The sequence below is a fragment of the Pseudomonas sp. GW821-FHT12A04 genome (assembly GCF_058807755.1).
This window is the reverse complement of record NZ_JBXAQZ010000019.1, coordinates 57,547-83,343: the sequence shown is the minus strand read 5'-3', so window position 1 is coordinate 83,343 and position 25,797 is coordinate 57,547. Positions and strand designations below refer to the sequence as shown.

25 protein-coding genes are annotated in these 25,797 nt (G+C 61.1%); 13 read left to right on the top strand and 12 right to left on the bottom strand.

Translation table 11 applies throughout. The annotated features are described in order from the left end of the window. Nucleotides 1-82: 82 nt before the first annotated feature. The 5 genes from AC1RS8_RS26030 to AC1RS8_RS26010 all read right to left on the bottom strand — a co-directional run bounded on the left by AC1RS8_RS26030 (nucleotide 83) and on the right by AC1RS8_RS26010 (nucleotide 3,451). Nucleotides 83-835 (bottom strand): bestrophin-like domain, encoded by a 753-nt coding sequence (locus tag AC1RS8_RS26030; protein ID WP_407516139.1) that lies wholly within the window; start codon nucleotides 833-835, stop codon nucleotides 83-85. A gap of 48 nt (nucleotides 836-883) precedes the next feature. Continuing rightward, complete coding sequence (locus AC1RS8_RS26025) at nucleotides 884-1,312, bottom strand: hypothetical protein (protein ID WP_218498358.1); 429 nt, start codon at nucleotides 1,310-1,312, stop codon at nucleotides 884-886. A gap of 138 nt (nucleotides 1,313-1,450) precedes the next feature. Next, nucleotides 1,451-1,864, bottom strand: coding sequence for a VOC family protein (locus tag AC1RS8_RS26020; RefSeq protein WP_218498357.1), 414 nt, complete (start codon nucleotides 1,862-1,864; stop codon nucleotides 1,451-1,453). An 89-nt stretch (nucleotides 1,865-1,953) separates the two neighbouring features. Further along, complete coding sequence (locus AC1RS8_RS26015) at nucleotides 1,954-2,613, bottom strand: TetR/AcrR family transcriptional regulator (protein ID WP_057715520.1); 660 nt, start codon at nucleotides 2,611-2,613, stop codon at nucleotides 1,954-1,956. Further along, nucleotides 2,600-3,451 carry a 3-hydroxybutyryl-CoA dehydrogenase gene (locus AC1RS8_RS26010; protein WP_057715519.1) on the bottom strand — a complete coding sequence of 284 codons (852 nt, stop codon included), beginning with the start codon at nucleotides 3,449-3,451 and terminating at the stop codon, nucleotides 2,600-2,602. The genes AC1RS8_RS26015 and AC1RS8_RS26010 overlap by 14 nt, the downstream gene beginning before the upstream one ends. A gap of 163 nt (nucleotides 3,452-3,614) precedes the next feature. On the opposite strand from AC1RS8_RS26010, the gene AC1RS8_RS26005 reads away from it, so the two are divergent. Further along, the gene (locus tag AC1RS8_RS26005) at nucleotides 3,615-4,676 is read left to right on the top strand and encodes an AraC family transcriptional regulator (RefSeq protein WP_489340334.1); all 1,062 of its coding nucleotides are present in this window, start codon (nucleotides 3,615-3,617) and stop codon (nucleotides 4,674-4,676) included. Between the two features lie 117 nt (nucleotides 4,677-4,793). On the opposite strand, the gene AC1RS8_RS26000 is transcribed toward AC1RS8_RS26005, so the two are convergent. After that, the gene (locus AC1RS8_RS26000; protein ID WP_057715517.1) at nucleotides 4,794-5,516 is read right to left on the bottom strand and encodes a pirin family protein; all 723 of its coding nucleotides are present in this window, start codon (nucleotides 5,514-5,516) and stop codon (nucleotides 4,794-4,796) included. A gap of 329 nt (nucleotides 5,517-5,845) precedes the next feature. Here AC1RS8_RS26000 and AC1RS8_RS25995 point away from each other — a divergent pair, with 329 nt between their 5' ends. Continuing rightward, a complete protein-coding gene (locus tag AC1RS8_RS25995; protein ID WP_090454681.1) occupies nucleotides 5,846-6,796 on the top strand; it encodes a GlxA family transcriptional regulator in 951 nt (316 codons plus the stop codon). Nucleotides 6,797-6,947: 151 nt separating this feature from the next. Further along, the gene (locus tag AC1RS8_RS25990) at nucleotides 6,948-8,432 is read left to right on the top strand and encodes an ATP-binding protein (RefSeq protein WP_489340335.1); all 1,485 of its coding nucleotides are present in this window, start codon (nucleotides 6,948-6,950) and stop codon (nucleotides 8,430-8,432) included. On the opposite strand, the gene AC1RS8_RS25985 is transcribed toward AC1RS8_RS25990, so the two are convergent. Further along, nucleotides 8,397-11,201, bottom strand: a complete 2,805-nt coding sequence (locus tag AC1RS8_RS25985) for an ATP-binding protein (protein ID WP_489340336.1) — start codon at nucleotides 11,199-11,201, stop codon at nucleotides 8,397-8,399. The genes AC1RS8_RS25990 and AC1RS8_RS25985 overlap by 36 nt on opposite strands. 367 nt (nucleotides 11,202-11,568) lie before the next feature. Here AC1RS8_RS25985 and AC1RS8_RS25980 point away from each other — a divergent pair, with 367 nt between their 5' ends. Continuing rightward, nucleotides 11,569-12,135: a flavodoxin family protein gene (locus AC1RS8_RS25980; protein WP_150814710.1), complete on the top strand. Its 567-nt coding sequence runs from the start codon at nucleotides 11,569-11,571 to the stop codon at nucleotides 12,133-12,135. Nucleotides 12,136-12,179: 44 nt separating this feature from the next. Continuing rightward, nucleotides 12,180-13,004, top strand: a complete 825-nt coding sequence (locus AC1RS8_RS25975; protein WP_057715512.1) for an alpha/beta fold hydrolase — start codon at nucleotides 12,180-12,182, stop codon at nucleotides 13,002-13,004. Between the two features lie 36 nt (nucleotides 13,005-13,040). Here AC1RS8_RS25975 and AC1RS8_RS25970 read toward each other — a convergent pair whose 3' ends face one another. After that, nucleotides 13,041-13,490 (bottom strand): helix-turn-helix domain-containing protein, encoded by a 450-nt coding sequence (locus tag AC1RS8_RS25970; protein WP_090454690.1) that lies wholly within the window; start codon nucleotides 13,488-13,490, stop codon nucleotides 13,041-13,043. A 160-nt stretch (nucleotides 13,491-13,650) separates the two neighbouring features. Between AC1RS8_RS25970 and AC1RS8_RS25965 the strand changes: the two genes are divergently transcribed. The 6 genes from AC1RS8_RS25965 to ycaC all read left to right on the top strand — a co-directional run bounded on the left by AC1RS8_RS25965 (nucleotide 13,651) and on the right by ycaC (nucleotide 19,591). Beyond that, nucleotides 13,651-14,568 carry a LysR family transcriptional regulator gene (locus AC1RS8_RS25965; RefSeq protein WP_489340337.1) on the top strand — a complete coding sequence of 306 codons (918 nt, stop codon included), beginning with the start codon at nucleotides 13,651-13,653 and terminating at the stop codon, nucleotides 14,566-14,568. Between the two features lie 936 nt (nucleotides 14,569-15,504). Further along, entirely contained in the window at nucleotides 15,505-15,771 is a 267-nt protein-coding gene (locus tag AC1RS8_RS25960) for a DUF6124 family protein (protein WP_057715509.1), read from the top strand. A gap of 268 nt (nucleotides 15,772-16,039) precedes the next feature. Next, nucleotides 16,040-16,456, top strand: a complete 417-nt coding sequence (locus AC1RS8_RS25955) for a DoxX family protein (RefSeq protein ID WP_057715507.1) — start codon at nucleotides 16,040-16,042, stop codon at nucleotides 16,454-16,456. After that, entirely contained in the window at nucleotides 16,449-17,057 is a 609-nt protein-coding gene (locus AC1RS8_RS25950; RefSeq protein ID WP_090454696.1) for an antibiotic biosynthesis monooxygenase, read from the top strand. The genes AC1RS8_RS25955 and AC1RS8_RS25950 overlap by 8 nt, the downstream gene beginning before the upstream one ends. Then, a complete protein-coding gene (locus AC1RS8_RS25945; RefSeq protein ID WP_057715505.1) occupies nucleotides 17,057-18,895 on the top strand; it encodes an amidohydrolase in 1,839 nt (612 codons plus the stop codon). Before AC1RS8_RS25950 ends, AC1RS8_RS25945 begins: the two co-directional genes overlap by 1 nt. 69 nt (nucleotides 18,896-18,964) lie before the next feature. Then, nucleotides 18,965-19,591: an isochorismate family cysteine hydrolase YcaC gene (ycaC, locus tag AC1RS8_RS25940; RefSeq protein WP_008004800.1), complete on the top strand. Its 627-nt coding sequence runs from the start codon at nucleotides 18,965-18,967 to the stop codon at nucleotides 19,589-19,591. A 122-nt stretch (nucleotides 19,592-19,713) separates the two neighbouring features. On the opposite strand, the gene AC1RS8_RS25935 is transcribed toward ycaC, so the two are convergent. Then, nucleotides 19,714-21,141 (bottom strand): mechanosensitive ion channel domain-containing protein, encoded by a 1,428-nt coding sequence (locus AC1RS8_RS25935; RefSeq protein WP_489340338.1) that lies wholly within the window; start codon nucleotides 21,139-21,141, stop codon nucleotides 19,714-19,716. A 145-nt stretch (nucleotides 21,142-21,286) separates the two neighbouring features. On the opposite strand from AC1RS8_RS25935, the gene AC1RS8_RS25930 reads away from it, so the two are divergent. After that, complete coding sequence (locus tag AC1RS8_RS25930; RefSeq protein ID WP_090454697.1) at nucleotides 21,287-22,183, top strand: LysR family transcriptional regulator; 897 nt, start codon at nucleotides 21,287-21,289, stop codon at nucleotides 22,181-22,183. A 152-nt stretch (nucleotides 22,184-22,335) separates the two neighbouring features. Here the strand turns inward: AC1RS8_RS25930 and AC1RS8_RS25925 are convergent, their stop codons facing one another. The 3 genes from AC1RS8_RS25925 to gspG form a co-directional block, all read right to left on the bottom strand. Further along, complete coding sequence (locus tag AC1RS8_RS25925; protein ID WP_489340339.1) at nucleotides 22,336-22,854, bottom strand: hypothetical protein; 519 nt, start codon at nucleotides 22,852-22,854, stop codon at nucleotides 22,336-22,338. A 172-nt stretch (nucleotides 22,855-23,026) separates the two neighbouring features. Next, the gene (locus AC1RS8_RS25920; protein WP_090457830.1) at nucleotides 23,027-24,214 is read right to left on the bottom strand and encodes a type II secretion system F family protein; all 1,188 of its coding nucleotides are present in this window, start codon (nucleotides 24,212-24,214) and stop codon (nucleotides 23,027-23,029) included. A 14-nt stretch (nucleotides 24,215-24,228) separates the two neighbouring features. Next, nucleotides 24,229-24,663, bottom strand: a complete 435-nt coding sequence (gene gspG, locus AC1RS8_RS25915; RefSeq protein ID WP_057715501.1) for a type II secretion system major pseudopilin GspG — start codon at nucleotides 24,661-24,663, stop codon at nucleotides 24,229-24,231. 197 nt (nucleotides 24,664-24,860) lie between these two features. On the opposite strand from gspG, the gene AC1RS8_RS25910 reads away from it, so the two are divergent. Beyond that, nucleotides 24,861-25,469, top strand: coding sequence for a transglycosylase SLT domain-containing protein (locus AC1RS8_RS25910; protein WP_159389663.1), 609 nt, complete (start codon nucleotides 24,861-24,863; stop codon nucleotides 25,467-25,469). The last annotated feature ends 328 nt before the right edge of the window (nucleotides 25,470-25,797 follow it).

Genomic DNA, 25,797 nt, shown 5'->3' with positions numbered 1-25,797 from the left:
TAGGTCATCGTCAAGATTAAATTCCGAAACCCCTATCTGCGTATGCAGGTAGGGGTTTTGTTTTTGTCCGCGGGAAATGAAATTACTGCCCCAACCGCTCCAGCGTGTGCTCTAGGGGATCCAGCGACACACAGATAAAACCATCAAGCGGTCGATTGAGTTCCTCTACCAGCAAGATGGTTGCCCCCGTCGACAGGGCACACATCAGCAATACGGCGACAATGGTGCCGTTGCAGGGTGCAAACAGGCCGAACGAACCGAAGATAATCCCCAGCCACGTCACCAGGATCACCAGCATCACCGGTGGAATCGATTGATTGGCCTGCAGCAGGGTCAGCCAGCGGGCGGCAAACACGGTGTCCATGTCTTGCAATGCCTTGGCTTTGAGCGCGCGCTGATCATCGTTGCCGGGCGTCAGTGACTCGACCTGGCGTTGCAGGCCTTCGGAGCGACGGATCACTTCTGGGCTATCGAGTTTTTCAATCTGACGGTGATCGCGGGTCGCGAGCACCTGGGTGACTTCGGCGTAGTTGTGCTTGAGCTCGGTGCGGATGCCCTGGGTGTCGGGGCCGTAGCGGGCCAGCAAGCGGTCGAATTGAACCACTTTCGCCGCCGCGCCCTCCAGTTCGGCATTGGCCGTATCGAAGGTGCCTTTGGCAGAGGAAACGAGCAGGCCGAGGACCAGCGCCGACATCGTTGCGATGAGGCCGGTGGCCAGCTTCACTACTGCCACGGAGTCATCGCTCAGATGATGGCTCGGTAATCGCTCCCTCACGTACGTGCCCATCAGTGCGCTGGCGGACAGGCAGGCGAAAACGATGAGGGCGATCACCACGTCATTCAAATTCAACCTCCGTTGACGCTGTCCCCCAAGGGGAGATATCTACTGGTACTTGATCACGATACCTTTGAGCTTGCGTCCCTCGATGGTCCTCACATCGCGTGCCCACAGCGGCCCGCTGGCATAGGCACCCACCGCTTGAATGTGGTCATAGACGACCACCACGGCGTCGCCACCGAGTTTGGCGGACTCTTCCCGCAGCTTCTGTTCGACTTCGGTAATCGGCGGGGCAGGGTCGATGCTGGCGTCGATCAACACTTCACCCAGGCGCACATGTGGGCGCAGAGGCTCCGAGCGCAGCACGACAACCTGGTCCGGCGATGTCGGTGCCGGATGTTCTACACCGACATAGGCGGTGGTCTGTGCATCGACAGTGGTGCAACCATTGAGGGTCAGCAGGCTGGCGATCATTCCACCGGCCAGTAGCAAGAGCTTGCAACGAGTGGGCCAGGACGCGTCGTGGGTCGGCATAGTGGGTATCCTCCTCAGGTTTGCTGCTATCCGTATGGCTAGTTGACGGTAGCAGACAGGCGGGGAGTTGCCAGAAAGCCCAACCTTTTCAGGTCGGGCTTTTTTGTGCCTTCAATACTCTCGATCGACCAAGGCCTTTCACTGATCCTTTTCGCAATTGACCATCCACGACACACCAAAACGGTCGACCAGCATGCCGAAGCGCGCCGCCCAGAACGTGGTCTCCAGTGGCATTTGCACAGCGCCACCGTCCGCCAGCGCATTGAAGACCCGCTCGGCCTCGGCAATGCTGTCGACGTTGAGTGAAATCGAACAGGCGCTCATTTTATCCACGGGACGATCCGGAGTGGTGTCCGACCCCATGATCGCCTGGTCGCCCACGATCAGGCGGGTATGGATGATCAGGTTGTGTAGATCCGTGGGGACATGCTCACCGGCAGGCGTTTCGCCGAAGGTCATCATGGCTTCGATCTGGCCTTGCAGGCACTGCGCGTAGAACGTGAAGGCCGCTTTGCAGTCGCCGTTGAAGATAAGGTAGGGATTGATTTTCATGGTCGGCTCCAGGTGCTCGAGTACATACAACGGTTTGGACGCCGGTTTTTTCGGCGAATTCCGATTGTGTCGAGCCGACAAGCAAAGCGCTAAATCTTTGTCGAAGCTTGTGTTTCTTTAGATGTTTTTTCGATAGGACGCGCGAGGCTTATCGCCTCCGGCACACGTCGTGGCGCCAGTACACGTTCGATGGCGCCGCTGACCATGCTCTCGAGCAGCTCCTCACGTTCCTGCTCGTCCAGCACATGGGGTGTCAGCCAGCTGGGAGCACTGTTGAGCAGGGCGCCAATGGCATGCCCGGCGGCCAGCAGGCCTTGCTCGCTGAAACGGGACTTGGCGCCCAGCATCCTCAGCAACGTGCGTTCGTATTGCTCGCGCAATTGCCGGACCCGATCCTGTTGCTCTTCGTTCAGGCAACCGCTGTCGCGCTCCACCAGGCGGAAATGCCAGGGCATCTCCCGATGCAGATTCAGATGGGCGCGGATCAGGCTGTTGAGTTTGTCGCGCTTGCCCGGGGCCTTTTGCTGGATACGTCCCAGGGTGGCCAGCAGCTCCTCGTAGAACTCCTCGATCAGGTCGAGCAGCAGATGCTGTTTGCTGGGGTAGTGGTGATACAGCGAGCCTGGGGAGAGCCCCAGGCACGTCGCGAGCTCACGCATGCCGACCTGGCCGAACCCCTTGCAGGCAAACAGCTCCAGGACCTTGTCCCGGTACTCGGCAAAGCGCGAGCAACGCTCAGGCATAGGCATGGAAGCCGCGCCCCGTTTTACGTCCCAGGTAACCGGCGGCGACCATTTCCTTGAGCAACGGCGCCGGGCGATATTTGCTGTCGTTGAAACCGTCATAGAAGGCTTCGAGGATCGACAACAGGGTGTCCAGGCCAATCAGGTCCGCCAGGGCCAACGGGCCGATAGGCTGGTTGCAGCCCAGGCGCATACCGGCATCGATGTCTTCGGCGCTGGCCAGTCCTTCCTGGAACACCAGGATCGCTTCGTTGATCATCGGTACCAGGATCCGGTTGACCACGAAGCCCGGACGATTGCCGGCGGTAATTGCGGTTTTGCCGAGAGTGGTCGCCATGTCCAGCGCCAGTTGGTGGGTCGCGTCACTGGTTTGCAGGCCACGGATGACTTCGATCAGGCCCATCACCGGCACCGGGTTGAAGAAATGCAGGCCGATGAAGCGTTCAGGCTGGCTGACACTGGCGGCGAGTTGGGTGATCGACAGCGACGAGGTATTGGAGGCAATGACGCATTCGCTGCTGACTTGCGCGGCAATCTGTTGCAGCACACGCAGTTTCAGGTCGAGATTTTCCGTCGCAGCTTCGATGACCAGCTGCGCGTTTTGCAGGCTGCTGTAGTCGGTGCTGGTGCGGATTTTGTCGAGGGCGGCCTGTTTCTGCTCCGGCGTCAGGGTTTCCTTGGCGATCTGCCGGTCAAGGTTTTTACCGACCGTTGCAACGGCTTTTTGCAAAGCGCTTTCGGAAATATCGAGCAAGGTCACGTTGAAACCGGCCATGGCGCAGACTTGGGCGATGCCGTTGCCCATGGTGCCCGCACCGATCACCCCGATGTTTTGCAGATTCATCTTCCCATCCTTCGATCAAACCCTGCGATACCTTGGCCGCGATTGCGGCCGAAGGCGTACTATTGCCGCGAGTCTAGAGCCGGCAGGGCGGTTGTCCTATGCCAAAACTGTTCAACGGCACTGATGTTTTTTGCCATTCGGGTGATGAGAGAGAAGCGAACCAATGCGGGAAAAGGACTCGGTTGCCGCCTATTTCGTGCAGGCAATGATCCATGGGCTGCGCGATGATCCGCAGCGCGTGACGGCCGTGCTCGAACAGGCGGGCATTGATCCGGCGGTCATGCACCAACCCACGGCGCGGGTGCCGGCCAACGCGTTTGCGGCGTTGTGGCTGATCCAGATCCGCGAGCTCGACGATGAGTTTTTCGGGCTCGATTCCCATGGCATGCCGCCGGGCAGTTTCGCCCTGATTTGCCGTGCCTTGATTCAGGAGCCCGATCTGCACAAGGCCATGCGTCAATGCCTGGCCAACTTCGGCTTGTTCCTGCGCGACTTTCGCGGCTCTCTGGCCGTGCGTGGCAAGCGTGCGGTCATCAGCCTCGACACCCGTTCGACGGACAACGATGCCAGCCGGTTTGGTGAAGAAACTTTCCTGGTGTTGATGATCAGTCTGCTGTGCTGGCTGGGCGGGCGGCGCATTCCCATTGACCGTGCGGACTTCCGCCATTCGCGCCTGTCGCTGAGTGACGACCGCCTGCTGTGGGGCCCCAACCTGACCTTCGGTGCCGAGCGCACCGAAATCGAATTTGCCAGCCACTACTTGCGCCTGCCCGTGGTTCAGGATCTGGCGTCGCTGAAAGTGTTTCTGCGTACCGCGCCGCAATGGCTGGTGATCCGCTTCCGCAACCAGCATGGCCTGGCATCCCAGGTTCATCAGCGCTTGCGCGGCAGTCATTACAGTCAGTGGCCGACGTTGCAGGCCTTTGCCCTGGAACAGCACCTGAGCCCCAGCACCTTCCGCCGCAAACTGGAGCGTGAAGGCTGTTCCTACCAAGAGATCAAGGACGAAGTACGCCGTGGCGTGGCCTTTGAGCAATTGCGTCAGAGCGACGCGAGCATCAGCGATATCGCTGAACAACTGGGTTTCCAGGAACCCAGCGCCTTCCATCGGGCGTTCAAGAAGTGGACCGGGGAAAGCCCCGGGCGTTATCGGGCCCGTTATCAGGGGGAGCAGGGCGCAGAGGTCGCTACCCTTGTCGCAGGGGGCGCCAGGACCTGCGAATAAATCCGGGGGCCACACAACCTGTGGGAGCGGGCTTGCTCGCGAAGGCGGAGTGCCAGTCGACATCTCTGTTGAATGACACAGCGCTTTCGCGAGCAAGCCCGCTCCCACAGGGATCTGTCATGGCATTTCCGGCAGTTCCTGTGGCCGCAGGTCAAAGACCAATACTTCAGCATCCACGCCATTGCTCAAGGTCAGCACCTGTTCTTCGCGAACCCGCACACCGTCGCCTTCCTGCAACAACACACCGTTGAGTTCAACGCTGCCCCGGGCCACATGCACATAGGCGTAGCGGTTGGCGGCGAGCTCCAGGGTGGCGCTTTCCTTGCCGTCGATCAGGCCGGCATACACCCGTGCATCCTGACGCACCTTCAGCGAACCCTTGGCGCCGTCCGGCGAGATGATCAGTTGCAGGCGCCCGCGTTTCTTCTGGGGGCTGAAATGCTCTTGCTGATAGCGCGGTTTGGCGCCGCTGACGTCGGGCACGATCCAGATTTGCAGAAAGTGCACCGGCCGGGTTCCGGAGTGGTTGAATTCACTGTGGGCCACACCGCTGCCTGCGCTCATCAGTTGCACGTCGCCGGGGCGGATCACGGAACCTGTGCCCAGGGTGTCCTTGTGTTCCAGGGCACCTTCAAGCACATAGGAGAAAATCTCCATGTCGCGGTGCGGGTGCTGGCCGAAGCCTTTGCCGGCGGCGACGCGGTCGTCGTTGATCACCAACAGGTCGGAAAAACCCTGCTCTTTCGGGTTGCGATAGCTGGCGAAGGAAAAGGTATGGAACGACTTCAACCAGCCGTGATTGGCCAGGCCACGATCCGAGGCTTTGCGAAGAGTCAGCATGATGAAATCTCCTTTGGGGACGTGAATTCGTCCGAGTGAGGAGAAGGTTAATGGTTACTGGTTGATTCAATAAGTAGGTTGAAATTGAAATACTGTCTCTTTCAGGTTGACAGTATTCGGACGCGAATCAGTTATTCTTTTCCGATGCCTGGCCTGTGTTTGTCCATAATGCACAGTACCGAAACCTGTGGGAGCGAGCTTGCTCGCGATAGCAATTTTCCAGTCACCTCATCTGTCGAATGTGATACTGCCATCGCGAGCAAGCTCGCTCCCACAAAGGGCTAGCGCTCGACAAACCGACCTTATTTGATCCCAGTGAATTCCAATCCATGAAAACCGTGGCAATGGTGCTGTTTCCCGACTTTCTCCTGCTCGACATGGCCGGGCCCATGGAAGTGTTTTCCATCGCCAATCGTTATCTGAAACCCGAAGATCACTATGTGCTGACGACCATCGGCACCGAGCCCGGCGCACTGCGGGCGTCCAACGGGGTGAGCGTGCACGCCGACCGGCACATCGATCAGGCCTGCGAGGGGTTTGATTTGCTGCTGGTGCCCGGTGGTCCCGGTGCCTACAACGAAAAGCATCCGCCATTGCTCGACTGGCTCAGGCACAACGTCAGCCGGTCCGCCGGTTATGGCTCGATCTGCACCGGGGCGTTCGTGTTGGGGCATGCGGGTTTGCTCGACGGCTATCGCGTCACCACCCACTGGCACTACACCGAGCGGCTGATCAAGGGCTTTCCGAAGGCGACCGTCGAGACCGATCAGATCTTCGTTCAGGACCGCAACCTGATCACTTCCGGTGGCGTCACCGCCGGGATCGACCTGGCGTTGTCGGTGGTCGCCCAGGACCATGGCAAAAAAGTCGCCCAGGACGTGGCCAAGGTGTTGCTGGTGGTGATGAAGCGCCAGGGCGGGCAGGCGCAGTTCAGCCCGTTGATGGCGGCGGTGGCCCCTCACGAAACGGCGATTACCCGGGTGCAGAACCATGTGCTTGAACATCTCGATGAAACCTACAGCATCGAGCGAATGGCCGGTCTGGCCAACATGAGCCCGCGTCATTTCGCCAGGGTGTTCGCCCGGGAAGTGAACATGACGCCAATGGAGTTTCTGCAAAGCGCGCGTATCGATTGCGCCAGGAACCTGCTGGAAACCACCGAGTTGCCGCTCAAGACCGTGGCCTTCAAAAGCGGCTTCGGCAGCGTGCGGCACATGCGTTTTCTGTTCAGTGAAAAGCTCGGCCTGACCCCGACCCAATACCGCGAGCAGTTCAGCTAACGCGCATGTCCGTCGTGCGCACCGCAATGGCCGTGACGCTCCCCCCGCGGCAGTTGTACCGTCACCGAGGCCTGCCAAGATACCGCTGAACTCATTGCAAGGACGGTGCAGAGCCTGGGCTGGAAGCCAGGCTTGCAGCGAGTGACAGCCCATGAATAGCCTCAGAGATATAAACAGCGAAGCGGTGCTGCAATTCGGGCCCTACGCTTTCCACCTCAGTCAGCGACTGGTGCTGGAGGGCGATCGACCGCTGCGCCTGGGCGGCCGCGCCCTTGACGTGTTGCAGGTGCTGGTCGAGCACGCAGGCTCGGTTGTCAGCAAGGAAGAGTTGATTGCGCAGGTCTGGCCGCGCTCCGTGGTCGAAGAGATCAACCTGCGGGTACACATTGCCGCCCTGCGCCGAGCCCTGGGCGACGGCCAGAACGGCCAATGCTACATCGTCAACATTCCCCAGCGCGGTTACAGTTTTGTCGCCCCGGTACAGCATTCGCCGCAGCCCGTCTCGTTCCCGAGCGAGACCGTAAAAAAGCCCCTGCACAACTTGCCGGCGCGGCTCACGCCGATCACCGGGCGCGATGCGGTTGTCGGCAGCCTGGTGCGGCAGTTGCCGGTGCGCCGATTCATGACCCTGGTCGGGCCTTGCGGGATCGGCAAGACCACCGTGGCGCTGCGCGTGGCCGAACTGTTGTTGCAGCACTATCGGCACGGCGTGTGGCTGGTGGACCTGGCGGCGATCGATGACCCGGCGCAAGTGACCGACCACGTCACACGAACCCTTGGGCTGGAGGTCGGCACCACGCTGGAGGCGCTGGCGCAGCGGCATGCCTTGTTGGTTCTGGACAACTGCGAACACCTGCTCGAACGCTGCCAGACGTTGATCGAAACACTGCTGGCTTCGCTGCCTCGTCTGTCGATCCTCGCCACCAGCCGCGAGCCGCTCCAGGCAGCGGGCGAAACCGTATTGCGTCTGCCACCGTTGGCGGTGCCGCCGGTGTCAGCGCTGCGCAGTGTTGACGAGGTCATGGGCTATTCGGCGGTGCAGTTATTCGTCAGCCGTGCACGGGCTCGTCAGCAAGGGTTCACCCTGCGCGAACAAGACCTCAAGACTGTACGGGAAATCTGCCGGCGCCTCGACGGCCTGCCGCTGGCGATTGAATTGGCGGCGGCGCAAATCGATGCGCTGGCGCTGGTGGGGTTGCAAGCGCAACTCGATAACTGTTTTCAATTGCTGTCCCAGGGCCGCCGCACGGCCGTGCCGCGGCACCAGACGCTCAAGGCGGCGCTGGACTGGAGCTACGAACGTTTGACTGCCGTGGAGCAAACCGTCTTGCAGCGCCTGGCGGTGTTCAAGATGGCCTTCACCCAGGACGCAGCGATCGGCGTGATCTGCTGCGACAGGTTGCCCGTCGCAGACCTGATCAAGGTGTTGGAAAGCCTGGCATTCAAGTCACTGCTGTCCCGGGAGCAGGGCGGCGGTGTGACCCGCTACCGCTTCCTCAACACCACCCGCACCTACGCGCTGGAAAAACTCGAACTCAGTGGTGAGTTGCGCGCCCTTGAAATGCGTTATGCCGGTTACGTCAGTCAAGCGCGCTGGCCTTCAGGCGGGCAGGTGGCATTGCAGCTCGTCGAGTAGCCGGCGAACGGTCATCAAGTCTGGCGTGGCGAAACCTTCGGTGTAGCGCTGGTAGATCGGCGCCAGCAATTGATGCGCCCGTTGGGGATCGCCCTGACGCTGCCACAACTGCGCCAGTGAGGTGGCGCTACGCAGCTCCCAGGCCAGGGCACCCTGGGCCTTTGCCACGTTGAGTGCCTTGAGCAGCATGGTTTCGGCCGTCGCGGTCTGGAGCGGGCAATCGGTTGCCAGCAACGTCCTGGCCCTGGCCCGCAGTATCTCTGCCGTGCTCCAGTCCGAAACACCGCTTTGCGCACGTTCGAGCAAATCATCGTCGACACAGGTTGAATCCAGCGTGACCATGATGTCCTTGATCAAACCGACGCTTTGTCGGCCGATTGGCTGAACATCGGTACCGCCGATCACCCGCGCATAGTGTTGCGCCCAGTCATGGAACAGCAGGACCGAGTGTTTCCGCGCTTGTTGCAGCAGCAGGCGCAGGAGTTCGCGGGCGCTGCGGGTATCGCCGTTGTAGTGGGCGATCAGGCAGCCGGCGAGCGCCAGGGTGTAGCAGATCGACGTGCCGTGGTTGATCTGCAATGCGATGTCCAGCGCTTGGCGGGCAGTGCGCCAGGCCTGTTCCGGCTGGCCTTGCAGCCAGAGGATGCGCGCGTGGAGGGTCAGCGCCGCCACACTCTGGTCGTATTGCACGCCAAAGCCATGGGTGAAACGGTTGAGATGACCGCTGTGGGCCATGCGTTGCAGCACTTGTTCGGCATGCTCCCCAGCCTGATGCTGGTTGCCGGAGAAGTGCAGGGCGAGCACCCGCAATCGATGCATGCTCAGGGACATCAGGGCGTCGTCATGCAGCCCCAGGTGATCGAATTGCCGACTCTGTTCCAGGGCCATCTGGTATTGGCCGCAGCTGAGATTGACCGCCAGGTGCCCGGAAATCGCCCGCAACTGACCGGCCACATCGTTGAGTTGGCTGGCCAGGGCTCTGGCGCTGACGAAGGCGCCAACGGTTTCGCTGCTACCTCCTTGAACGTGATAACAGGCACTGCCCAAAGCCAGCTTGAGGGCCATCTGCAAGCGCGGGCAAGGCTCGGCAGACTGCTCGAGCAAGGCCAGCGCCTTGCGCACATAACCGCCGTGTTCCTTGAGCAGTGACAACTCCTGCCACAGCGGCGTGGACGTCGCGGCCAGGCGTATCGCCAGTGCCTGCGGCCCTTGCCCGTGCAAACCCCAATCGAGGGCTGCACGGATGTCCTCCAGGGCCCGGCCATAGCGTTCGAGCCACAAGCCGGTGGACGTTTTCTCCCAGTCGTCCTTCGCCTGTTGCATCAGCGCCAGGCAACGCTCGGCATGCCGCTTCCGCGTCCCGGGCAGGTCGGTGGTTTGTGCAAGTTTTTCCAGGGCATAGCTGCGGGTGGTATCGAGCAGGCGGTAGTAAACATCCTCGTCGCCCACCTCCACGTTCAACAGGGACTTGGCGACCAGTTGGGTGATCGAGCCGAACACCTCGCGCGGTTCGATGTGTTCGCCGACAATCACCGCCGCTGCGGACTCCAGGGTGAAACCGCCGCGAAACACACTCAGTCGGCGCAAGCAGGTCTTTTCGCAGGCGCTGAGTAGCTCGAAGCTCCAGTCCAGTGTCGCGCGCAGGGTCTGATGGCGTGCCGGGGGCGTCTGGCTGGGCTGGGTCAACACCCGGAAGTTGCTTTGCAACTGCGTCAACAAGCCGGGCAATCCGAAGTTGCCCACTTGCGCCGCCGCCAGTTCGATGGCCAGTGGAATGCCGTCCAGTCGGTGGCAGATGTCGATCAACAGCGGCAGTTCATCGTCCGTCAGTTCAAAGCTGTCATGGCTGGCCATGGCCCGCTCGACAAACAGTTGCAGGGCGGAAAAGGTCATCGCCTGGGCGCAGTCGAGGACGGCGATGGGCGGCGGGCAGTCGAGTGATTCCAGGCGCTGGACGAATTCGCCTTCGGCCCGCAGGCTCTCGCGGCTGGTGGCGAGAATATGCACGTGCGGCGCACTGCGCAGAATGGTTTCGCAGAGATGGGCGATGGCGTCGACCAGGTGCTCGCAGTTGTCGATGACCAACAGCATTTGCCTGTCGCGCAGACAGTCGGCAATACCGCTCAGGGGGGCGTCGTTGTGCAGGGCCAGTTCGAGCAACGTCGCCAGATGACCGTCGATCATCAGCGGGCAGTTGATCGGGGCCAGGTCCAGCAGGCGAATGCCGTCCCGGTAGCGACCGATCATTTGTTCGGCGACCCGCAAGGCCATGGTGGTCTTGCCGATGCCGCCGGGACCGACGAGGGTGATGAAGCGCTGGCGTGGCAGTTGCACCACCAGATTGTCGACCAGGGTCTGCCGGCCGATCATTCGCGTACGGCGCACCGGCAGGTTATGCCGGCTCGGTGCGCAAGCCTCGGGCGCTGGCGATTGCTCGGCCTGTTCCAGTGAGTGCGGGGCGACGAAGCTGTACCCGCGCTGGGCCACGGTGACGATGTAGCGCTGGCCGGCCTGACCGTCGCCGAGCGCCTTGCGCAACGCGGCCATGTGCACCCGCAGGTTGATGTCTTCGACCACGCTGTTGGGCCAGACCCGGGCGATCAGTTGCTGCTTGCTGACCACGTTGCCGGCGTGCTCAAGCAGGATCAACAGGATGTCCATGGCGCGCCGCCCCAGGCGCAAAGGCTGGTCGGCCTCTATCACCAGGCGTTGTCCGGGGTAGACCCGGTAGGGGCCGAAATGCACAGCCTGTTCGGGGGAAAGGGTCAACGAGTCGCTCCTGCTGCATCCGTCTGGTACGCGGTTTTCGAGCATATTCCTCAGGTTTTTTACGGAGCGCAATGCGTCGCCCGGGTGACTGAAGGGGCAGGCATTGACTCTAGCGTATCGGCCAGCGGCTGTCGGCCCCGTGATCGCTGGGCGCGACAGATGGACAGCGTCTGCTGGGGCTTTTTGCGCGCCTGGGAAAATTAACAACGTTTAACTCGTCCTGCGCCCGGTCTGCACCCAAAACTCTCTTCCCTGTAGGAGCGAGCTTGCTCGCGATGGAGTATCAGTCGACGCCAATGTGGCTGACACACCATCGCGAGCAAGCTCGCTCCTACAAGGGATTTCAACCCATCTCAAGGACAAACCAATGAGCAACGTGGTGGTGGTCTATCACAGTGGCTATGGGCACACCCGGGTCATGGCCGAAGCCGTGGCCGGTGGCGTGGAACGGCACCTTGGCAGCACCTGCCAGTTGATCCCGGTCGAAGAGGTAGACGAGCACTGGGAGCGGCTGCACTACGCCGACGCCATCATTTTCGGCGCGCCGACCTACATGGGCAGCGCCTCGGCGGCCTTCAAGGCGTTCATGGAGGCCACGGCGGCGTTCTACCTGACCCAGCCCTGGCGCGACAAACTCGCGGCGGGCTTCACCAACTCCGGCAGCCTGTGCGGCGACAAGCTCAACACTTTGCTGCAAATGACGGTGTTCGCCGCCCAGCACTCGATGATCTGGGTCGGCCTCGACCTGCTGCCGGCACGCTCCAGCACCGGCGCGTTCAACGGCCAACTCAATCGTCTGGGTAGCTCACTGGGCGCCATGGCCCAGTCGAATGTCGAGCAATCCCCTGACGATGCCCCTCCGCCCGAGGATCGCTGCACCGCCGCGCACCTGGGCGAGCGGGTGGCGCGTCTGGCCGATCGCCTGCGTCACTGACCCGTTTGATTCACCCCCCAACCCTCGTTAAGGAGGCATCACCCATGAGCACTTTCACTACCCGCGATGGCGTCGAGATTTACTACAAGGACTGGGGTACCGGTCAGCCGATTGTCTTCAGTCACGGCTGGCCACTGAACGCCGACAGCTGGGAATCGCAGATGATCTTCCTGGCCTCCAAGGGTTATCGGGTCATCGCCCACGACCGTCGCGGTCATGGGCGTTCCAGCCAGCCGTGGTCGGGCAATGACATGGACCATTACGCCGACGATCTGGCGCAGTTGATCGAGCTGCTCGACCTGCAAAACGCCGTGCTGTTCGGCTTCTCCACCGGCGGTGGCGAGGTGGCGCGTTACATCGGTCGCCACGGCACCGGCCGCGTGGCCAAGGCCGGGCTGATTTCCGCGGTGCCACCGCTGATGCTCAAGACCGAAGCCAACCCCGGCGGCCTGCCGCTGGAAGTGTTCGACGGCATCCGCCAGGCCTCGCTGGCTGACCGTTCGCAGCTGTACATCGACCTCGCCAGCGGCCCGTTCTTCGGCTTCAACAAGCCTGACGCGAAACCGTCCCAGGGCATGATCGACTGGTTCTGGATGCAGGGCATGATGGCCGGCCACAAGAACGCCTATGACTGCATCAAGGCGTTCTCGGAAACCGACTTCACCGAAGACTTGCAGAAGTTCGACGTGCCGACGCTGGTGGTGCATGGCGACGCGGATCAGGTCGTGCCGTATGAAGCGGCGGGCGTCTCCTGCGCCAAACTGGTAAAGGGCTCGACCTTGAAGATTTACCCGGGCGCCCCTCACGGTTTGACGGACACCCATAAGGACCAGCTCAACGCTGACCTGTTGGCGTTCTTGAAAGGTTAAAAAGCCGGATCAAGGGATCGCAGGTTTCGCCAGCGCCTACACGTGCATACCCGTAGGCGCTGGCGAAGGCTGCGATCTTTTGCTTTTAAGGCCATGCACCGCCTGACAGCGCCAGGCAAACGGATTGATGCCTTCGCTGCGGGTGAAAATGTGGCAGAAGTGCGCCTGATCGCAGAAGCCGCATTCGAGGCTGATCTGCGTGAGGCTGAGGTTGGTGTACTGGATCAATTGCTTGGCCAGGGCAATGCGCTGCTGGCGAATCCAGTCCTGTGGCGAGAGGCCGGTGCTGCACTTGAACGCGCGCGAGAAGTGACTGCGCGACAGGGCGCAAGCCTGTGCCAGTTCAGTGACTTCCAGGCTGTCGCCCAAGCGTTCGAGTATCAGTTGTTTAACCAGCTTTTCGCGCTGCGGGCTGAGGCCGCCGGTGCTTTTCTTTGGCACCGGCGTGAATGACGCGGGGGCGGCATTTTGCTGAACGTGAGCCATGGCGAATGTCCGTGTCGGTAGGCTTCATTCTTGGACCCGAAGGCTCTGGCTTACGAGTTAATCGTTGTTAATTTCTCGCTCACCGCGGGAAGTCTTGGGTAAAGTCAGACACAATTCTCATCCTCGCGCCCAGCCGAACACACATAAGGAACCCGTGCCTATGAACCGTAACGATCTGCGTCGCGTCGACATGAACCTGCTGGTGATTTTCGAGGCCCTGATGTTCGATAAGAACCTGACCCGAGTCGCGGAAAAACTGTTCATGGGCCAACCGGCGGTGAGCGCCGCGCTGGGGCGTTTGCGCGATCTGTTCGACGACCCGTTGCTGCTGCGCAATGGACGCGGCATGGAACCGACGGCGCGCGCATTGGCGATTCTCAAGGAATTGCAGCCAGCGATGGACACCATCTCCGGTGCGGTCAGCCGGGCCAAGGAATTCGATCCTGCGACCAGTTGCGATGTGTTTCGCATCGGGTTGTCGGACGATGCCGAGTTCGGTTTGTTTCCACCGTTGCTGCGTCAGTTGCAAGAGGAAGCACCGGGCATCGTCGTGGTCGTGCGGCGGGCCAATTACTTGTTGATGCCAGCGCTGTTGGCGTCGGGGGAAATTTCGGTGGGTGTGAGCTACACCACGGATCTGCCGGCCAATGCCAAGCGCAAGAAGCTGCGCGATATCCCCTGCAAAGTGCTGCGCGGCGACACCCGGCCGGGGACGCTGACCCTGGATGAGTACTGCGAGCGGCCCCATGCGATGGTGTCTTTTTCCGGCGACCTGAGTGGCAACATCGACCTGGATCTGGCGAAGGTCGGGCGTAGTCGTCGTGTGGTGCTGGGGGTGCCGCAGTTCAGTGGGTTGCGGGCGTTGCTCGCCGGGACCGAGATGATTGCCACTGTGCCGGATTATGCGGCGTGTGCGTTGGTCGAAGGCTGTGGCTTGCGCGCTGAGGATCCGCCGTTCGAGATTGAGGCGGCGCAGTTGTCGATGGCCTGGAGCGGGGTGCATGACAATGATCCGGCGGAGCGGTGGTTGCGGTCGCGGATCGGTCAGTTCATGTCTGTGGCTTTGGATGTTTCTTAGGTGTTGACCTTGGCGGCCTCTGGGCCGACCAGGTTCTTTGTTGATTGAGTACATATCCGTTTCTTCGGTAACGGCGGCTGGCGGTTTCGCCCTTACGGCGAGTCCCTTTTGTCAAACGACACAAAAGGAACCAAAAAGTCTCGCCCCTTACGTACGGCCCCTCGCTGAGGCTCGGGGTTCCTTCGCTCCGGCATTCATCCGGGGGCATCGCCCTCCGGTTGGCTTCGCTGGCACCTACATGCGATGTGTTCGACTGCGTCGAACGGCGCTGCGCGCCAATCCCCGGATAAACACCTCCACTCAGCCTGCCGAGGGGGCGGGTGGATCAAGATCAAAAGCTGCAGGCGAGCTAACGCTCGGCCTGATGAGTGGTGAGAAACGACGCGGTGGTGCGGGATGCTCTGCTTTGCTCTTCTGTGGGAGCGAGCTTGCTCGCGATGGTGGCCTGCCAGCCGACCACTTTCTTATGAGTGTACCCAGCCCAACTGTAGGAGCGAGCCTGCTCGCGATAGCAGTGTATCAGTCAACACCAATGCCGGATGTAATGCCGCCATCGCGAGCAAGCTCGCTCCCACAGGGAATGTGCAGTGTTCTGAAAGCCCTGTTTAAAAGCGGTCAGCCTCAATTCCGGAAAGCCACACCGCCTTGCGTCGTTGCCTACAACTACGCCAGAATCCGCCGGCTTGTGAGTCTTGGCCCTGATCTCTATCGTTCTCCACGTCGCTGCCCATTCAGCGATCGGGTTTAGCAGCTCGGTAAATTTCAAGGCTCGCCAGTGTCACCTTCAGATCAGTCCGATCTGCAATTTGGTGGCTGTGCGTGGGGCACTTCGGTGCGCCGGGTTCCTTGATCCCTGGTCTGCTAACCCGCGTACAGCCGCCACCCAATTCGTTTAGCAGCGACTTGTGGCGGCTCCATTGATCAAGGAGCTTGACCATGTTCAAACCCACCCCCAATCCCCCGAAAGCCCCGGCACCACCACGCAACCCCAGCACGATGTTTCTCATCGCCCCCGACATCAACACCGAAACCCTCTTGGCCCACACCTGCGAATCCCTCGCCTCGGCCAGCATCATGGCCAGCGATCTTGCTGGATTTCTGCAAAGCCCTCATCGCAATGCGCTGCTGGGGATTGCGCAGATCATCATGTTGGGTGAGCTGGCGGTGAATCGGGCGTTGGATAATCTCGACCCGCAAGACTAGTCCAGTAGCAGCAAGCAACGAGCAACCCTGTAGGAGCGAGCTTGCTCGCGATGGACGTCAACGATAACGCGTGCTGCCTGATTGATCGTGTTGTCCAGACGTTTTTCGCGAGCAAGCCCGCTCCTACAGGGTTCCATGTCGTTTGGTCGATCTCGGTCTTCCCGCAAACAGAGCACGTACATTCAATTTTTCCTTCCTCCGCCCCGGCACTATCGAATCCTGTCCCGGCGCATCGACGCCGGTGGTTTTTCATTTGTGCGGATAGGCCATGGACACTTCGCGAAGTGATGATCGGGCGCAAGACTGGGGGCTGCTGTTCCTGCGGGTCAGCGGCGGGTTGTTCCTGTTGTGGGTGCATGGCTTGCCCAAGCTGCTTCACTACAGTGCCGAGCTGCAAAACATCGAAGACCCTTTCCACCTGGGCACGAATCTGACGCTGATGCTGGCGATTTTCGCCGAGGTGGTGTGCCCGCTGCTGATCGTCGCCGGGTTGCTGGCGCGTCTAGCGTGTTTGCCTATTCTGTTTTTGCTGTGGGTGTCGATGTTGATCGTGCATCCGCAGTGGACGCTCTTCGAAGGCCAGTTCGGCTGGCTGCTGCTGATCGTGTTCACCAGCATTTTCATCGCCGGGCCGGGACGCCTGGCACTCAATGTCCGTTTCGCCGGAGCCTTGCGTTATGTCTGAATCCAATCGCCGTGAGCCGGCAAGTCCGGGGCCTGATGAGGTGGTGACCCTGATCGTCAAGCACCGGGTCAAGGCCGGTTTCGAAGTGCCTTATGCAGCCTGGCTGCGCAACATCGTCAAGGTGGCCGCGCAGAACGTCGGGCACTTGGGCGTGGATGTGGTGCGTGGCAAGAATGCCGGCCTCGACACCTACACCTGCGTGCTGCGCTTTTGTTCGACCGAGGCGATGCAGCGCTGGCTCGATTCACCGCAACGCCAGGAACTGGTCGATGAAGCCGCGCCGATGCTGGCCGATGGCGACCAGACCGAAATCAATCCGGTCAACGAGTTCTGGTTCTCGCCCCAGGCCGAGGCCAGTACGCCACCGCCGCGCTGGAAGCAGGCCGTGGTGACGCTGCTGGTGATCCTGCCGCACACCTTGCTGGTGCCGCTGCTTTGGGGGCCGTTGTTGCGGCTCAACGCCTTGCTCTCCAATTACGTGGTGGCCACGTTTCTGATCACCCTGACCATCGTGCTGTCGGTGGTTTACATCTTCATGCCCATGGCGACGCGTCTGTTCGCGCCCTGGCTGTCTCCCGCCACATTGCACGAGGAACCGTGATGAACGCCGATCTGATTCTGTTCAATGGTCAATTCCATACCGTTGACCGCGAAAAACCGCTCGCCAGCGCCGTGGCGATCAGCGACGGGCGTTTTGTCGTAGTCGGCAACGATGCCGAAGCCATGGCCCTGCGGGGCTCGAACACCCAGGTGATCGACCTCAAAGGACGTTGCGTGATCCCTGGGCTCAACGACTCACACTTGCACCTGATCCGTGGCGGCTTGAACTACAACCTGGAACTGCGTTGGGAAGGTGTGCCGTCATTGGCCGATGCCTTACGCATGCTCAAAGAGCAGGCCGACCGCACGCCGACCCCGCAGTGGGTGCGGGTGGTCGGTGGCTGGAACGAGTTCCAGTTCGCTGAAAAGCGCATGCCGACCCTGGCGGAGCTCAATCAGGCGGCGCCAGACACGCCGGTTTTCGTGCTGCACCTGTACGACCGCGCCTTGCTCAACCGCGCCGCGTTACGCGTCGCCGGGTACACCCGTGATACGCCGAACCCGCCGGGTGGCGAGATCGTGCGTGACGCCAATGGCGAGCCGACCGGCATGCTGGTGGCGCGGCCCAATGCGATGATTTTGTACTCGACCCTGGCCAAGGGGCCGAAGCTGCCGCTGGAGTATCAGGTCAACTCGACCCGTCAGTTCATGCGCGAACTCAATCGCCTGGGCCTGACCAGTGCCATCGATGCCGGCGGCGGTTTCCAGAATTACCCGGACGATTACCAGGTGATCGAGCAGTTGGCGAAGGACGAGCAACTGACCGTGCGCATCGCCTACAACCTGTTCACCCAGAAGCCCAAGGAAGAGTTGACCGACTTCAAGAACTGGACCGGCAGCGTGAAGCTGCACCAGGGCGACGATTTCCTGCGGCACAACGGCGCCGGGGAAATGCTGGTGTTTTCGGCGGCGGACTTCGAAGACTTCCTCGAGCCGCGCCCGGACCTGCCGCAAACCATGGAAGCCGAACTGGAGCCGGTGGTGCGCCATCTGGTCGAGCAACGCTGGCCGTTCCGTTTGCACGCCACCTACAACGAATCCATCAGCCGCATGCTCGATGTGTTCGAGAAGGTTAATCGCGACATTCCGTTCAACGGCTTGCCGTGGTTTTTCGACCACGCCGAAACCATCACCCCGCAGAACATCGAGCGGGTGCGGGCGCTGGGCGGCGGCATCGCGATTCAGGATCGCATGGCGTTCCAGGGTGAATATTTCGTCGAGCGTTACGGCGCGAAAGCGGCCGAAGCCACGCCACCGATCAAACGCATGCTGGCCGAAGGCGTACCGGTGGGTGCCGGTACCGACGCCACGCGGGTGTCGAGCTACAACCCGTGGACCTCGCTGTACTGGATGGTCAGCGGTCGCACCGTCGGAGGTATGGAATTGCACGCCGAAGGCCTTTCACGCCTGACGGCGCTGGAACTGTTCACCCACGGCAGCGCCTGGTTCTCGTCGGAGCAAGGCAAGAAGGGCCAGATCAAGGTCGGGCAACTGGCTGACGTCGCGGCCCTCAGTGCAGATTTTTTCAGCGTCGATGAAGAGGCGATCAAGTGGATCGAGTCGGTATTGACCGTGGTCGGCGGCAAGGTGGTGTACGGCGCCGGTGACTTCGAGAAGCTCGGGCCGGCCAGCGTGCCGGTGCTGCCGGACTGGTCGCCGGTGGTGAAGGTGCCGGGCCACTGGCGCCCGACTTCGCCGATGCAGGCCCAGGTTCACCATTGCAGCGGCCCGTGCGCGGTGCATTCCCACAGTCATGAACGGGCGCGCCTGTCGAACGCGCCGGTCAGCGATTTCGCCGGTTTCTGGGGCGCCTTTGGCTGCTCGTGTTTTGCCTTCTGACTCTTTTAAAAAAGCGCCGGCCCAACAGGTCGGCGCTGACTGCAACAACCATCCACCAAGGAGTTTCCAATGAGCAACGTTCCCTACAAACGCCTGAACAAAGACGATGCTGTGGTATTGCTGGTCGACCACCAGACCGGTCTGATCTCGCTGGTACAGGATTTCTCGCCCAATGAGTTCAAGAACAACGTGCTGGCGCTGGGCGACATCGCCAAGTTCTTCAAACTGCCGACCATCCTCACCACCAGTTTCGACAGCGGTCCGAACGGTCCGATCGTGCCGGAGCTCAAGGCGCAGTTCCCGGACGCGCCGTTCATTGCACGCCCGGGCCAGATCAACGCCTGGGACAACGAAGACTTCGTCAAGGCGATCAAGGCCACCGGTCGCAAGCAACTGATCATTGCCGGTGTGGTGACCGACGTGTGCGTGGCGTTCCCGACACTGTCAGCCATTGCCGAAGGCTTTGAGGTGTTTGTGGTGACCGACGCTTCCGGCACCTTCAACACCACCGTGCAACAAGCGGCCTGGGCGCGCATGTCGGCCGCCGGTGCACAACTGCTGAACTGGTTCTCTGTGGCCTGCGAGCTGCAAGGCGACTGGCGCAACGACATGGAAGGCCTGGCCAACCTGCTGTCCGAACGCCTGCCGAACTATCGCAACCTGATCAACAGCTACACCAAATTTACCGCCAAGTAAGAAGTACACCTGTGGGAGCGAGCTTGCTCGCGATGGCGGCGTATCAGTCGACACACATGTTGACTGACAGAAAGCTATCGCGAGCAAGCTCGCTCCCACAGATTTTTTGTGTGATCACTTGATCAGCGACTCTGCAACCACCCCAAAAACCCACCTTTCCTGACCGCTACCGGTTTGGCCATCAACGCCATCCGGCTGTTCTGCTGGCGCACCGCCTGCAGCTTGTTCAACGCCCGGTCGACTTCCCGTCGTTGCGCCATGCAGTTGCGGGTCAGTGATTTGTCGAGGCGGTAGATGATGCTTGAGGTCATGGCGGTGAACCGTGCCTGGGACGGCGTGTCGGCGAGGATGCTTTGTTCGCCCATGACTTCACTCGGCCCCATGCGCCCGGCTTCGATCTGCGTGCTGCCGTTGGGGACGGTGGCGCTGACCACGCCGGTGGCGATGACGAACAGGCTGTCCGGTACTTCATCCAGATCCAGCACCACCTCACCGGCCGCGTATTGCTGCGCCACCATGTTCTGGGCCAGGTGATCCCGTTCCTCGGCGCTCAGGGAGCGGAATATTTTCACTTCATCGAGCAAGGCCCGTGCGCGGGTCGACGGCTCGATCACGCCATCGGGTTGCCGGGAAATGCCTGCCGCTTCGAGGTGCCGATGGGCCAGGTCGAACAGTTGATTGCGCACTTCACCCTTTTTGCCCAATTCGGCGATGAAGCCGCTGGCCACGTATTCGGACATGGTTTCGCCGGCCTCCTTGAGCACGGCTTTCGGCGCCGGATCGAGCAGCAGACTGCTACTGCCCTGAAGGGTGCGGTCCAGGGCATCGAGTACCCGACGCGGACGGATGTGGTTGGGCACCTGAATGCTGATCGACACGCCGTGCATATTGAACGGGCGACTGAGATTGACGATCTTTGCCTTGGCTGCCACCGAGTTCGGCACCACAGCGGTGCTGCCGGCGCTGGTCAGCAGGTGGGTGGCGCGCCAGTCGATGTCCAGCACCTTGCCTTCAATACCGTCGATGGAAACCCGGTCATCGACCTGATACGGCTTGGTGGTATTGAGCACGATGCCGGAGAACACGTCGCTCAAGGTGCTCTGCAATGCCAGACCCACCACGATGGCGACGACGCCGGAGGTCGCCAGCAAACCTTTCACCGGCAGCTCCAACACGTAGCCGGCGGCGGCCACCACGGCAATCAGGAACACCAGTGCACCGATGACATCCTGCAACAGCCGGCCGCTATGGCCGATGCGCCGCATCAGGGCCAGGCCGATCACTTCGGTCAGCACCCGCGCGGCGTACAGCCACCAGAGAATCCCCAGTGCCGTGGCCCCCAGTTGTGCCACGCGATCATCGGCAAACAACGGCGCCTGCAACGGGCTGACGCCGGCGTTGATGAGCACCGTGCTGAACAGCACAAACAGCGCCAGGCGCACACCGACCCGGCTGACGCGATGCTTGAGTGGCGCGAGGTGCCAGAGCAGGGCGTCGATGGCCAGCAGCAGGGTGCTCAGTGAGAGCAGGTGACCGAGGAGAAAGGACATGGGGAAACTCCATTTAAATGCTTGCGGCAAACAGATCGCAGATCCTTCGGGGAAGGTGATTTCAGTGCGGTGAACGAAGATTAATGGTGTGTCAGGAAGGGAAAAAGCGGCTATAACGTGTTTGACTGTCAACCGGGAAGTGACAATGAACCCCTTCGAAGATATGCGTATTTTTTGCCAGGTCATGGACTCCGGCAGCTTCACGGCGGCCGCCGATCAACTGGGGCTGTCCAAGCAGTTTGTCAGCCGCCGCTTGATGCAACTCGAAGAGCGCCTGGGCGTGCGCTTGCTCAATCGTTCGACCCGGCGCCTGGATGTCACGCCGCTGGGGCAGAGCTATTACGAGTCAGCCTTGCGTCTGCTCAGCGAAGTCGAACAAGTGGAGCAGGGCATCGCCGGCCAGACCACCGAGCCACGGGGGACCATTCGTGTGAGTGCGCCGCTGTCGTTCGCGCTGGCGCATCTGGGCTGCCTGTTGCCGGTGTTTTTGCAGCGCTATCGCGACGTGACGGTGGAGATGGATTTGAGCGATCGTCCCGTGGATTTGCTCGGTGAGGGCTACGACCTGGCGCTGCGCATCGGCACACTGGAAGACTCGACACTGATCGCCCGACGCATTGCCTCCATTGAGCGGGTGTACTGCGCAAGCCCGGCGTACCTGACCGAACGCGGCACACCGCTCAAGCCTGAAGATTTGCACGGTCACGACTGCCTGCCGTACGGCCATGGTCGACAGGTTCAATGGCGGTTTACAGGGCAGGGCAAGCCATTGAGCGTCAATGTCAGCGGGCGGATGCGGGTCAACAACGGTGAATTGCTCAAGGACGCGGCGATTGCCGGGCTGGGGATCACGTATTTGCCAACGTTCATTGTCGGCTCGGCGTTGAAGGCTGGACGGCTGGTGGAAGTGCTGGAGGATTTTCGGCCGGAGCCGCTGACGTTGTCGGCGGTCTATCCGCAACACCGGCAGAGTTCGCGGCCGGTGCAGGCGCTGGTTGAGTTCTTGCGCGAGGAACTGGATCAGTCTGAGGGTGGGTTGTAGAGCGGCGGATTGCCTGACTCACATCGGCCACTGTGGGAGCGAGCTTGCTCGCGATGGCGTCGTGTCATCCAACATTGAAGTCGTCTGACACTCAACCTTCGCGAGCAGGCTCGCTCCCACAGGGTTTTGTGTTGTGTGGGAATCAGTGGGAATCAGCTCCTTTTGTCATCACCGGGCTCGGCATGGACGCCACGGTCATCACCGGGCTCGCCATTGGCATGGACGCCACGGTCATCCCCAGGCTCGCCATTGGCATGGACGCCACGGTCATCGCCGGGCTCGCCATTGGCATGAACGCCATGGTCGTCCCCGGGTTCATCATGGGTGCCGCTGCGTCCTGAGGACGAGACCGATCCGGAGTGGCTCGAACCGCTGTTGGCACTGCCATGGCCACTGTTGCTGCCATGGTCGCCACTGTGGCTGCTGCCGCTGTTACCACCACTGCCGCTTCCACCATGACTGCCGCCGCCGCCGCTTCCACTGCCGCCGCCGCCGCCGCCACCGTGACTGCCGCCACCACCACTTCCGCCACCGCCACCGCCACCACCACCACTACCCCCATCCTTGGCCTGAGCGCTGGAAACTCCAGACAGACTGTCCGGAATCAATACGGTAGACGCCGACAGAACCGCGCCAATAGCTACTGCCAGTAAAAGCTTATTGATGAGCATGTCGTTCTCCGTCCTTTAATTCAGATTGGAACCTTCATGAACAGTGCAATGTGCTGATTTTTCCCCGTGGGAACTTGATGAACAGTTCAGCGCACCGATTTATTCGGCGGGAACATTGAAAAAGAGTGCAGCGTTCAGCCGGACCCGCGTCTGAAGGGTCAGCTTCAAAGAGTCAGTGAATGCTCGAGGCCAGCTCGAAAATCGGGATGTACATCAGGATCACGATCACCCCGATCAACAGACCGATGAAGGTCATGAGCAAGGGTTCGAACAGCCGCACGAACCATTCGATCCAGCGGCTGATTTCTTCGTCGTAGAAGTCGGCGCTGCGCTCCATCATCTGCCCGAGGTTGCCGGACTGTTCGCCGGCTCGCAGCAGGCGCAGGGACACGGGGGTCACCAGGTGATTGAGTTCCAGCGCGGCAGAAAGTGATTGCCCCTCGCGCACCCGGTCGCAGGCCTGGTCCAGGCGCGTGCGGGAGGCGACGGTGAGCAGGCCACGGACCATGCCCATGGCGGTGACCAGGGGAATGCCGCCTTGCAGCAGAATCCCCAGTGAACGGTAGAAGCGCGCCAGTTCATACATGAAGATGCGCTGGTGCACCGCAGGGAGTTTTTCGATCAGGCGGTCCAGCCCCCGACGAAAGGCCGGCTGGCGCTGGAGCAGGGTGAGGGCGACGATGATGGCCAGCAAGCCACCGAAGAATTCACCCTGGTGGGCGTGCAGGAACATGCCGCTGCTCATCAGGATCTGCGACATCCAGGGCAGGTTCGACCCCAGTCCTTCAAACACCAGGCTGAAGCGCGGCACGACATACCCCATCAAAAACAAAACCACGCCACCGCCCACCACCAGCAACAGCAAGGGGTAGATCGAAGCGCTGATGATCTTTTGGCGAACCTCGTCCATGCGTTGGCGATAGCTGACATAGCGGCCCAGGGCATCGCCCACGGCACCGGTCTTTTCACTGGACTGCACCAGCGCCACGTACAACGGGGGGAAAACCGCCGACAGCTGGCTCAAGGCCTGGGAAAACGATTTGCCCTCGTAAAGCAGGCGGACCAACTCGTTCAAGGTCTTGCGGGCCTGAGGCGCGTTTTCCTTTTCCGCCAGGCTTTCCAGGGCATCGATCAACGGCAGGCCGGCGTTGAGCAGGGTGGTCAGTTCCTGGCTGAACAACACCAGGTTGAACGTCTCGCGCTTGTGCAGGCGCAATGCGCGCCAATGGCGCTCGGCGTGCAGGCTGACCACTCGCAGGCCCTGATCTTCGGCGATGCGCCTGGCTTCGCTGTGCCCCGGTGCCTCGACGGTCATCGAGACCACACCGGCCTTGCCGACGGCCTTGAGATGAAAGCGCATGGTCGCCATTCCCGTCAGTTCCAGTTGGTGACTTCGGCGTTCTCGCCTTCGCCACCGGGCTGCCCGTCCTTGCCCATGGACAACAGGTCGTACTCGCTGTTTTCACCGGGATAGCGATAGGCGTAGTTGCGGCCCCAGGGGTCTTGCGGGAGTTTTTTCTGCAGGTACGGGCCGGTCCAGCGCGGTTCGTCGGCGGGGGCGGTGACCAGCGCCTGCAAACCCTGTTCGGTGGACGGGTAATGGCCAACTTCCAGACGGTAAAGGTCCAGTGCCTTGCTCAAGCCTTCTATCTGCGCCTTGGCCACTTTCACTTCGGAGCGGCCCAGTTGGGCGAAATACTTCGGCGCCACGATGCCGGCCAACAGCCCCAGTACCACCAGCACCACCAACAGTTCGAGCAAGGTGAACCCGCTTTGGGTTCGCCGGGCATAACACAGTCGCTGATTCATGATGACCTCATAACAGTCGGCAGCAGAGTTGCCATGTAGTTGCATGCAATTGCCATGCTCACGATTGCTGACCCTTGCGCGCCCCCCCTTGCTACGGGCCTTCTCGCTTACGGCACAGTGCTTGCGTATGGCTGGTGCACGACTGGCCATTGGGGCAATACCCCCAATTTTCGGGGCCGGAAAGGGGAGGTATAACAATGAAGACACTCACCGCCGGATTGCTGGGTTTCCTTGTGTTGGCCAGCGCCGCACAGGCCGATGTGTTTGTTTCCGTGGACGCCAATGGCGGCTACGTCCTGTCCAATGTCCACCGCCCCGGACGCCAATATGTACGGGTGATTCGTGAGCCCGATGCGCCGGTGGTCAGCCTCGATCAGCAACCGCAGATGATCGCCGCGCAACCCTATGCCGAGCTGGTGGCGGCGGCGGCCAGGGCCAACGAACTGCCGGCGGCGCTGCTGCACGCAGTGATCAAGACCGAATCGAGCTACAACGCCCGCGCCACCTCACCCAAGGGCGCTCGCGGGCTGATGCAATTGATGCCCGCCACCGCCCGCGAAATGGGGGTGACCAATGTCTACGACCCCAAGGCCAACATCCAGGGTGGCGCCCGCTATCTCAAGCGCCTGATGACGATGTTCGACAACGATATCCGGCTCGCCGTGGCGGCCTATAACGCCGGCCCGCAAGCGGTGCTCAGCCGGGGCAACGTGGTCCCGCCGTTCGCCGAAACCCAGCGTTATGTGCCCAGTGTGCTGAACCAGTATCGGCGTTTGCAGGGGTTGCCCGCGGATGCGCCGCTGTGATCGAACACCCGGGGAAATTTCCCCAATAGTGGGGAATAGTGGCCCCGGCGAAAAAGTGGGGGGATTGGGTGGGGAATATCCCCCGGCCTATCAAGTCGTGATCATAACAAGCTGATTAATAACGTATTTTTTTGTGGCATGCGGATTGCTCCGGTCGATTTATCGAGAAGTGTTCCCCCCGATAACCCGCAGCGAGGCCCGAGTCCATGATCGGCATATCCCACGCTTGGTCCTTGATTGATTTGCTTACCCCCCCTGTGGGAGCGAGCTTGCTCGCGATGACTGCTTTCCACTCGCCAACGATGTCGACTGTCAGTCCGCTATCGCG

Bases quoted from the DNA above. Each gene is read 5' to 3' on its own strand.
- AC1RS8_RS26025 (WP_218498358.1), bottom strand. From the start codon at position 1,312: ATGCCGACCCACGACGCGTCCTGGCCCACTCGTTGCAAGCTCTTGCTA.
- AC1RS8_RS26020 (WP_218498357.1), bottom strand. From the start codon at position 1,864: ATGAAAATCAATCCCTACCTTATCTTCAACGGCGACTGCAAAGCGGCC.
- AC1RS8_RS26015 (WP_057715520.1), bottom strand. From the start codon at position 2,613: ATGCCTATGCCTGAGCGTTGCTCGCGCTTTGCCGAGTACCGGGACAAG.
- AC1RS8_RS26010 (WP_057715519.1), bottom strand. From the start codon at position 3,451: ATGAATCTGCAAAACATCGGGGTGATCGGTGCGGGCACCATGGGCAAC.
- AC1RS8_RS26005 (WP_489340334.1), top strand. From the start codon at position 3,615: ATGCGGGAAAAGGACTCGGTTGCCGCCTATTTCGTGCAGGCAATGATC.
- AC1RS8_RS26000 (WP_057715517.1), bottom strand. From the start codon at position 5,516: ATGCTGACTCTTCGCAAAGCCTCGGATCGTGGCCTGGCCAATCACGGC.
- AC1RS8_RS25995 (WP_090454681.1), top strand. From the start codon at position 5,846: ATGAAAACCGTGGCAATGGTGCTGTTTCCCGACTTTCTCCTGCTCGAC.
- AC1RS8_RS25990 (WP_489340335.1), top strand. From the start codon at position 6,948: ATGAATAGCCTCAGAGATATAAACAGCGAAGCGGTGCTGCAATTCGGG.
- AC1RS8_RS25980 (WP_150814710.1), top strand. From the start codon at position 11,569: ATGAGCAACGTGGTGGTGGTCTATCACAGTGGCTATGGGCACACCCGG.
- AC1RS8_RS25975 (WP_057715512.1), top strand. From the start codon at position 12,180: ATGAGCACTTTCACTACCCGCGATGGCGTCGAGATTTACTACAAGGAC.
- AC1RS8_RS25970 (WP_090454690.1), bottom strand. From the start codon at position 13,490: ATGGCTCACGTTCAGCAAAATGCCGCCCCCGCGTCATTCACGCCGGTG.
- AC1RS8_RS25965 (WP_489340337.1), top strand. From the start codon at position 13,651: ATGAACCGTAACGATCTGCGTCGCGTCGACATGAACCTGCTGGTGATT.
- AC1RS8_RS25960 (WP_057715509.1), top strand. From the start codon at position 15,505: ATGTTCAAACCCACCCCCAATCCCCCGAAAGCCCCGGCACCACCACGC.
- AC1RS8_RS25955 (WP_057715507.1), top strand. From the start codon at position 16,040: ATGGACACTTCGCGAAGTGATGATCGGGCGCAAGACTGGGGGCTGCTG.
- AC1RS8_RS25950 (WP_090454696.1), top strand. From the start codon at position 16,449: ATGTCTGAATCCAATCGCCGTGAGCCGGCAAGTCCGGGGCCTGATGAG.
- AC1RS8_RS25945 (WP_057715505.1), top strand. From the start codon at position 17,057: ATGAACGCCGATCTGATTCTGTTCAATGGTCAATTCCATACCGTTGAC.
- ycaC (WP_008004800.1), top strand. From the start codon at position 18,965: ATGAGCAACGTTCCCTACAAACGCCTGAACAAAGACGATGCTGTGGTA.
- AC1RS8_RS25935 (WP_489340338.1), bottom strand. From the start codon at position 21,141: ATGTCCTTTCTCCTCGGTCACCTGCTCTCACTGAGCACCCTGCTGCTG.
- AC1RS8_RS25930 (WP_090454697.1), top strand. From the start codon at position 21,287: ATGAACCCCTTCGAAGATATGCGTATTTTTTGCCAGGTCATGGACTCC.
- AC1RS8_RS25925 (WP_489340339.1), bottom strand. From the start codon at position 22,854: ATGCTCATCAATAAGCTTTTACTGGCAGTAGCTATTGGCGCGGTTCTG.
- AC1RS8_RS25920 (WP_090457830.1), bottom strand. From the start codon at position 24,214: ATGCGCTTTCATCTCAAGGCCGTCGGCAAGGCCGGTGTGGTCTCGATG.
- gspG (WP_057715501.1), bottom strand. From the start codon at position 24,663: ATGAATCAGCGACTGTGTTATGCCCGGCGAACCCAAAGCGGGTTCACC.
- AC1RS8_RS25910 (WP_159389663.1), top strand. From the start codon at position 24,861: ATGAAGACACTCACCGCCGGATTGCTGGGTTTCCTTGTGTTGGCCAGC.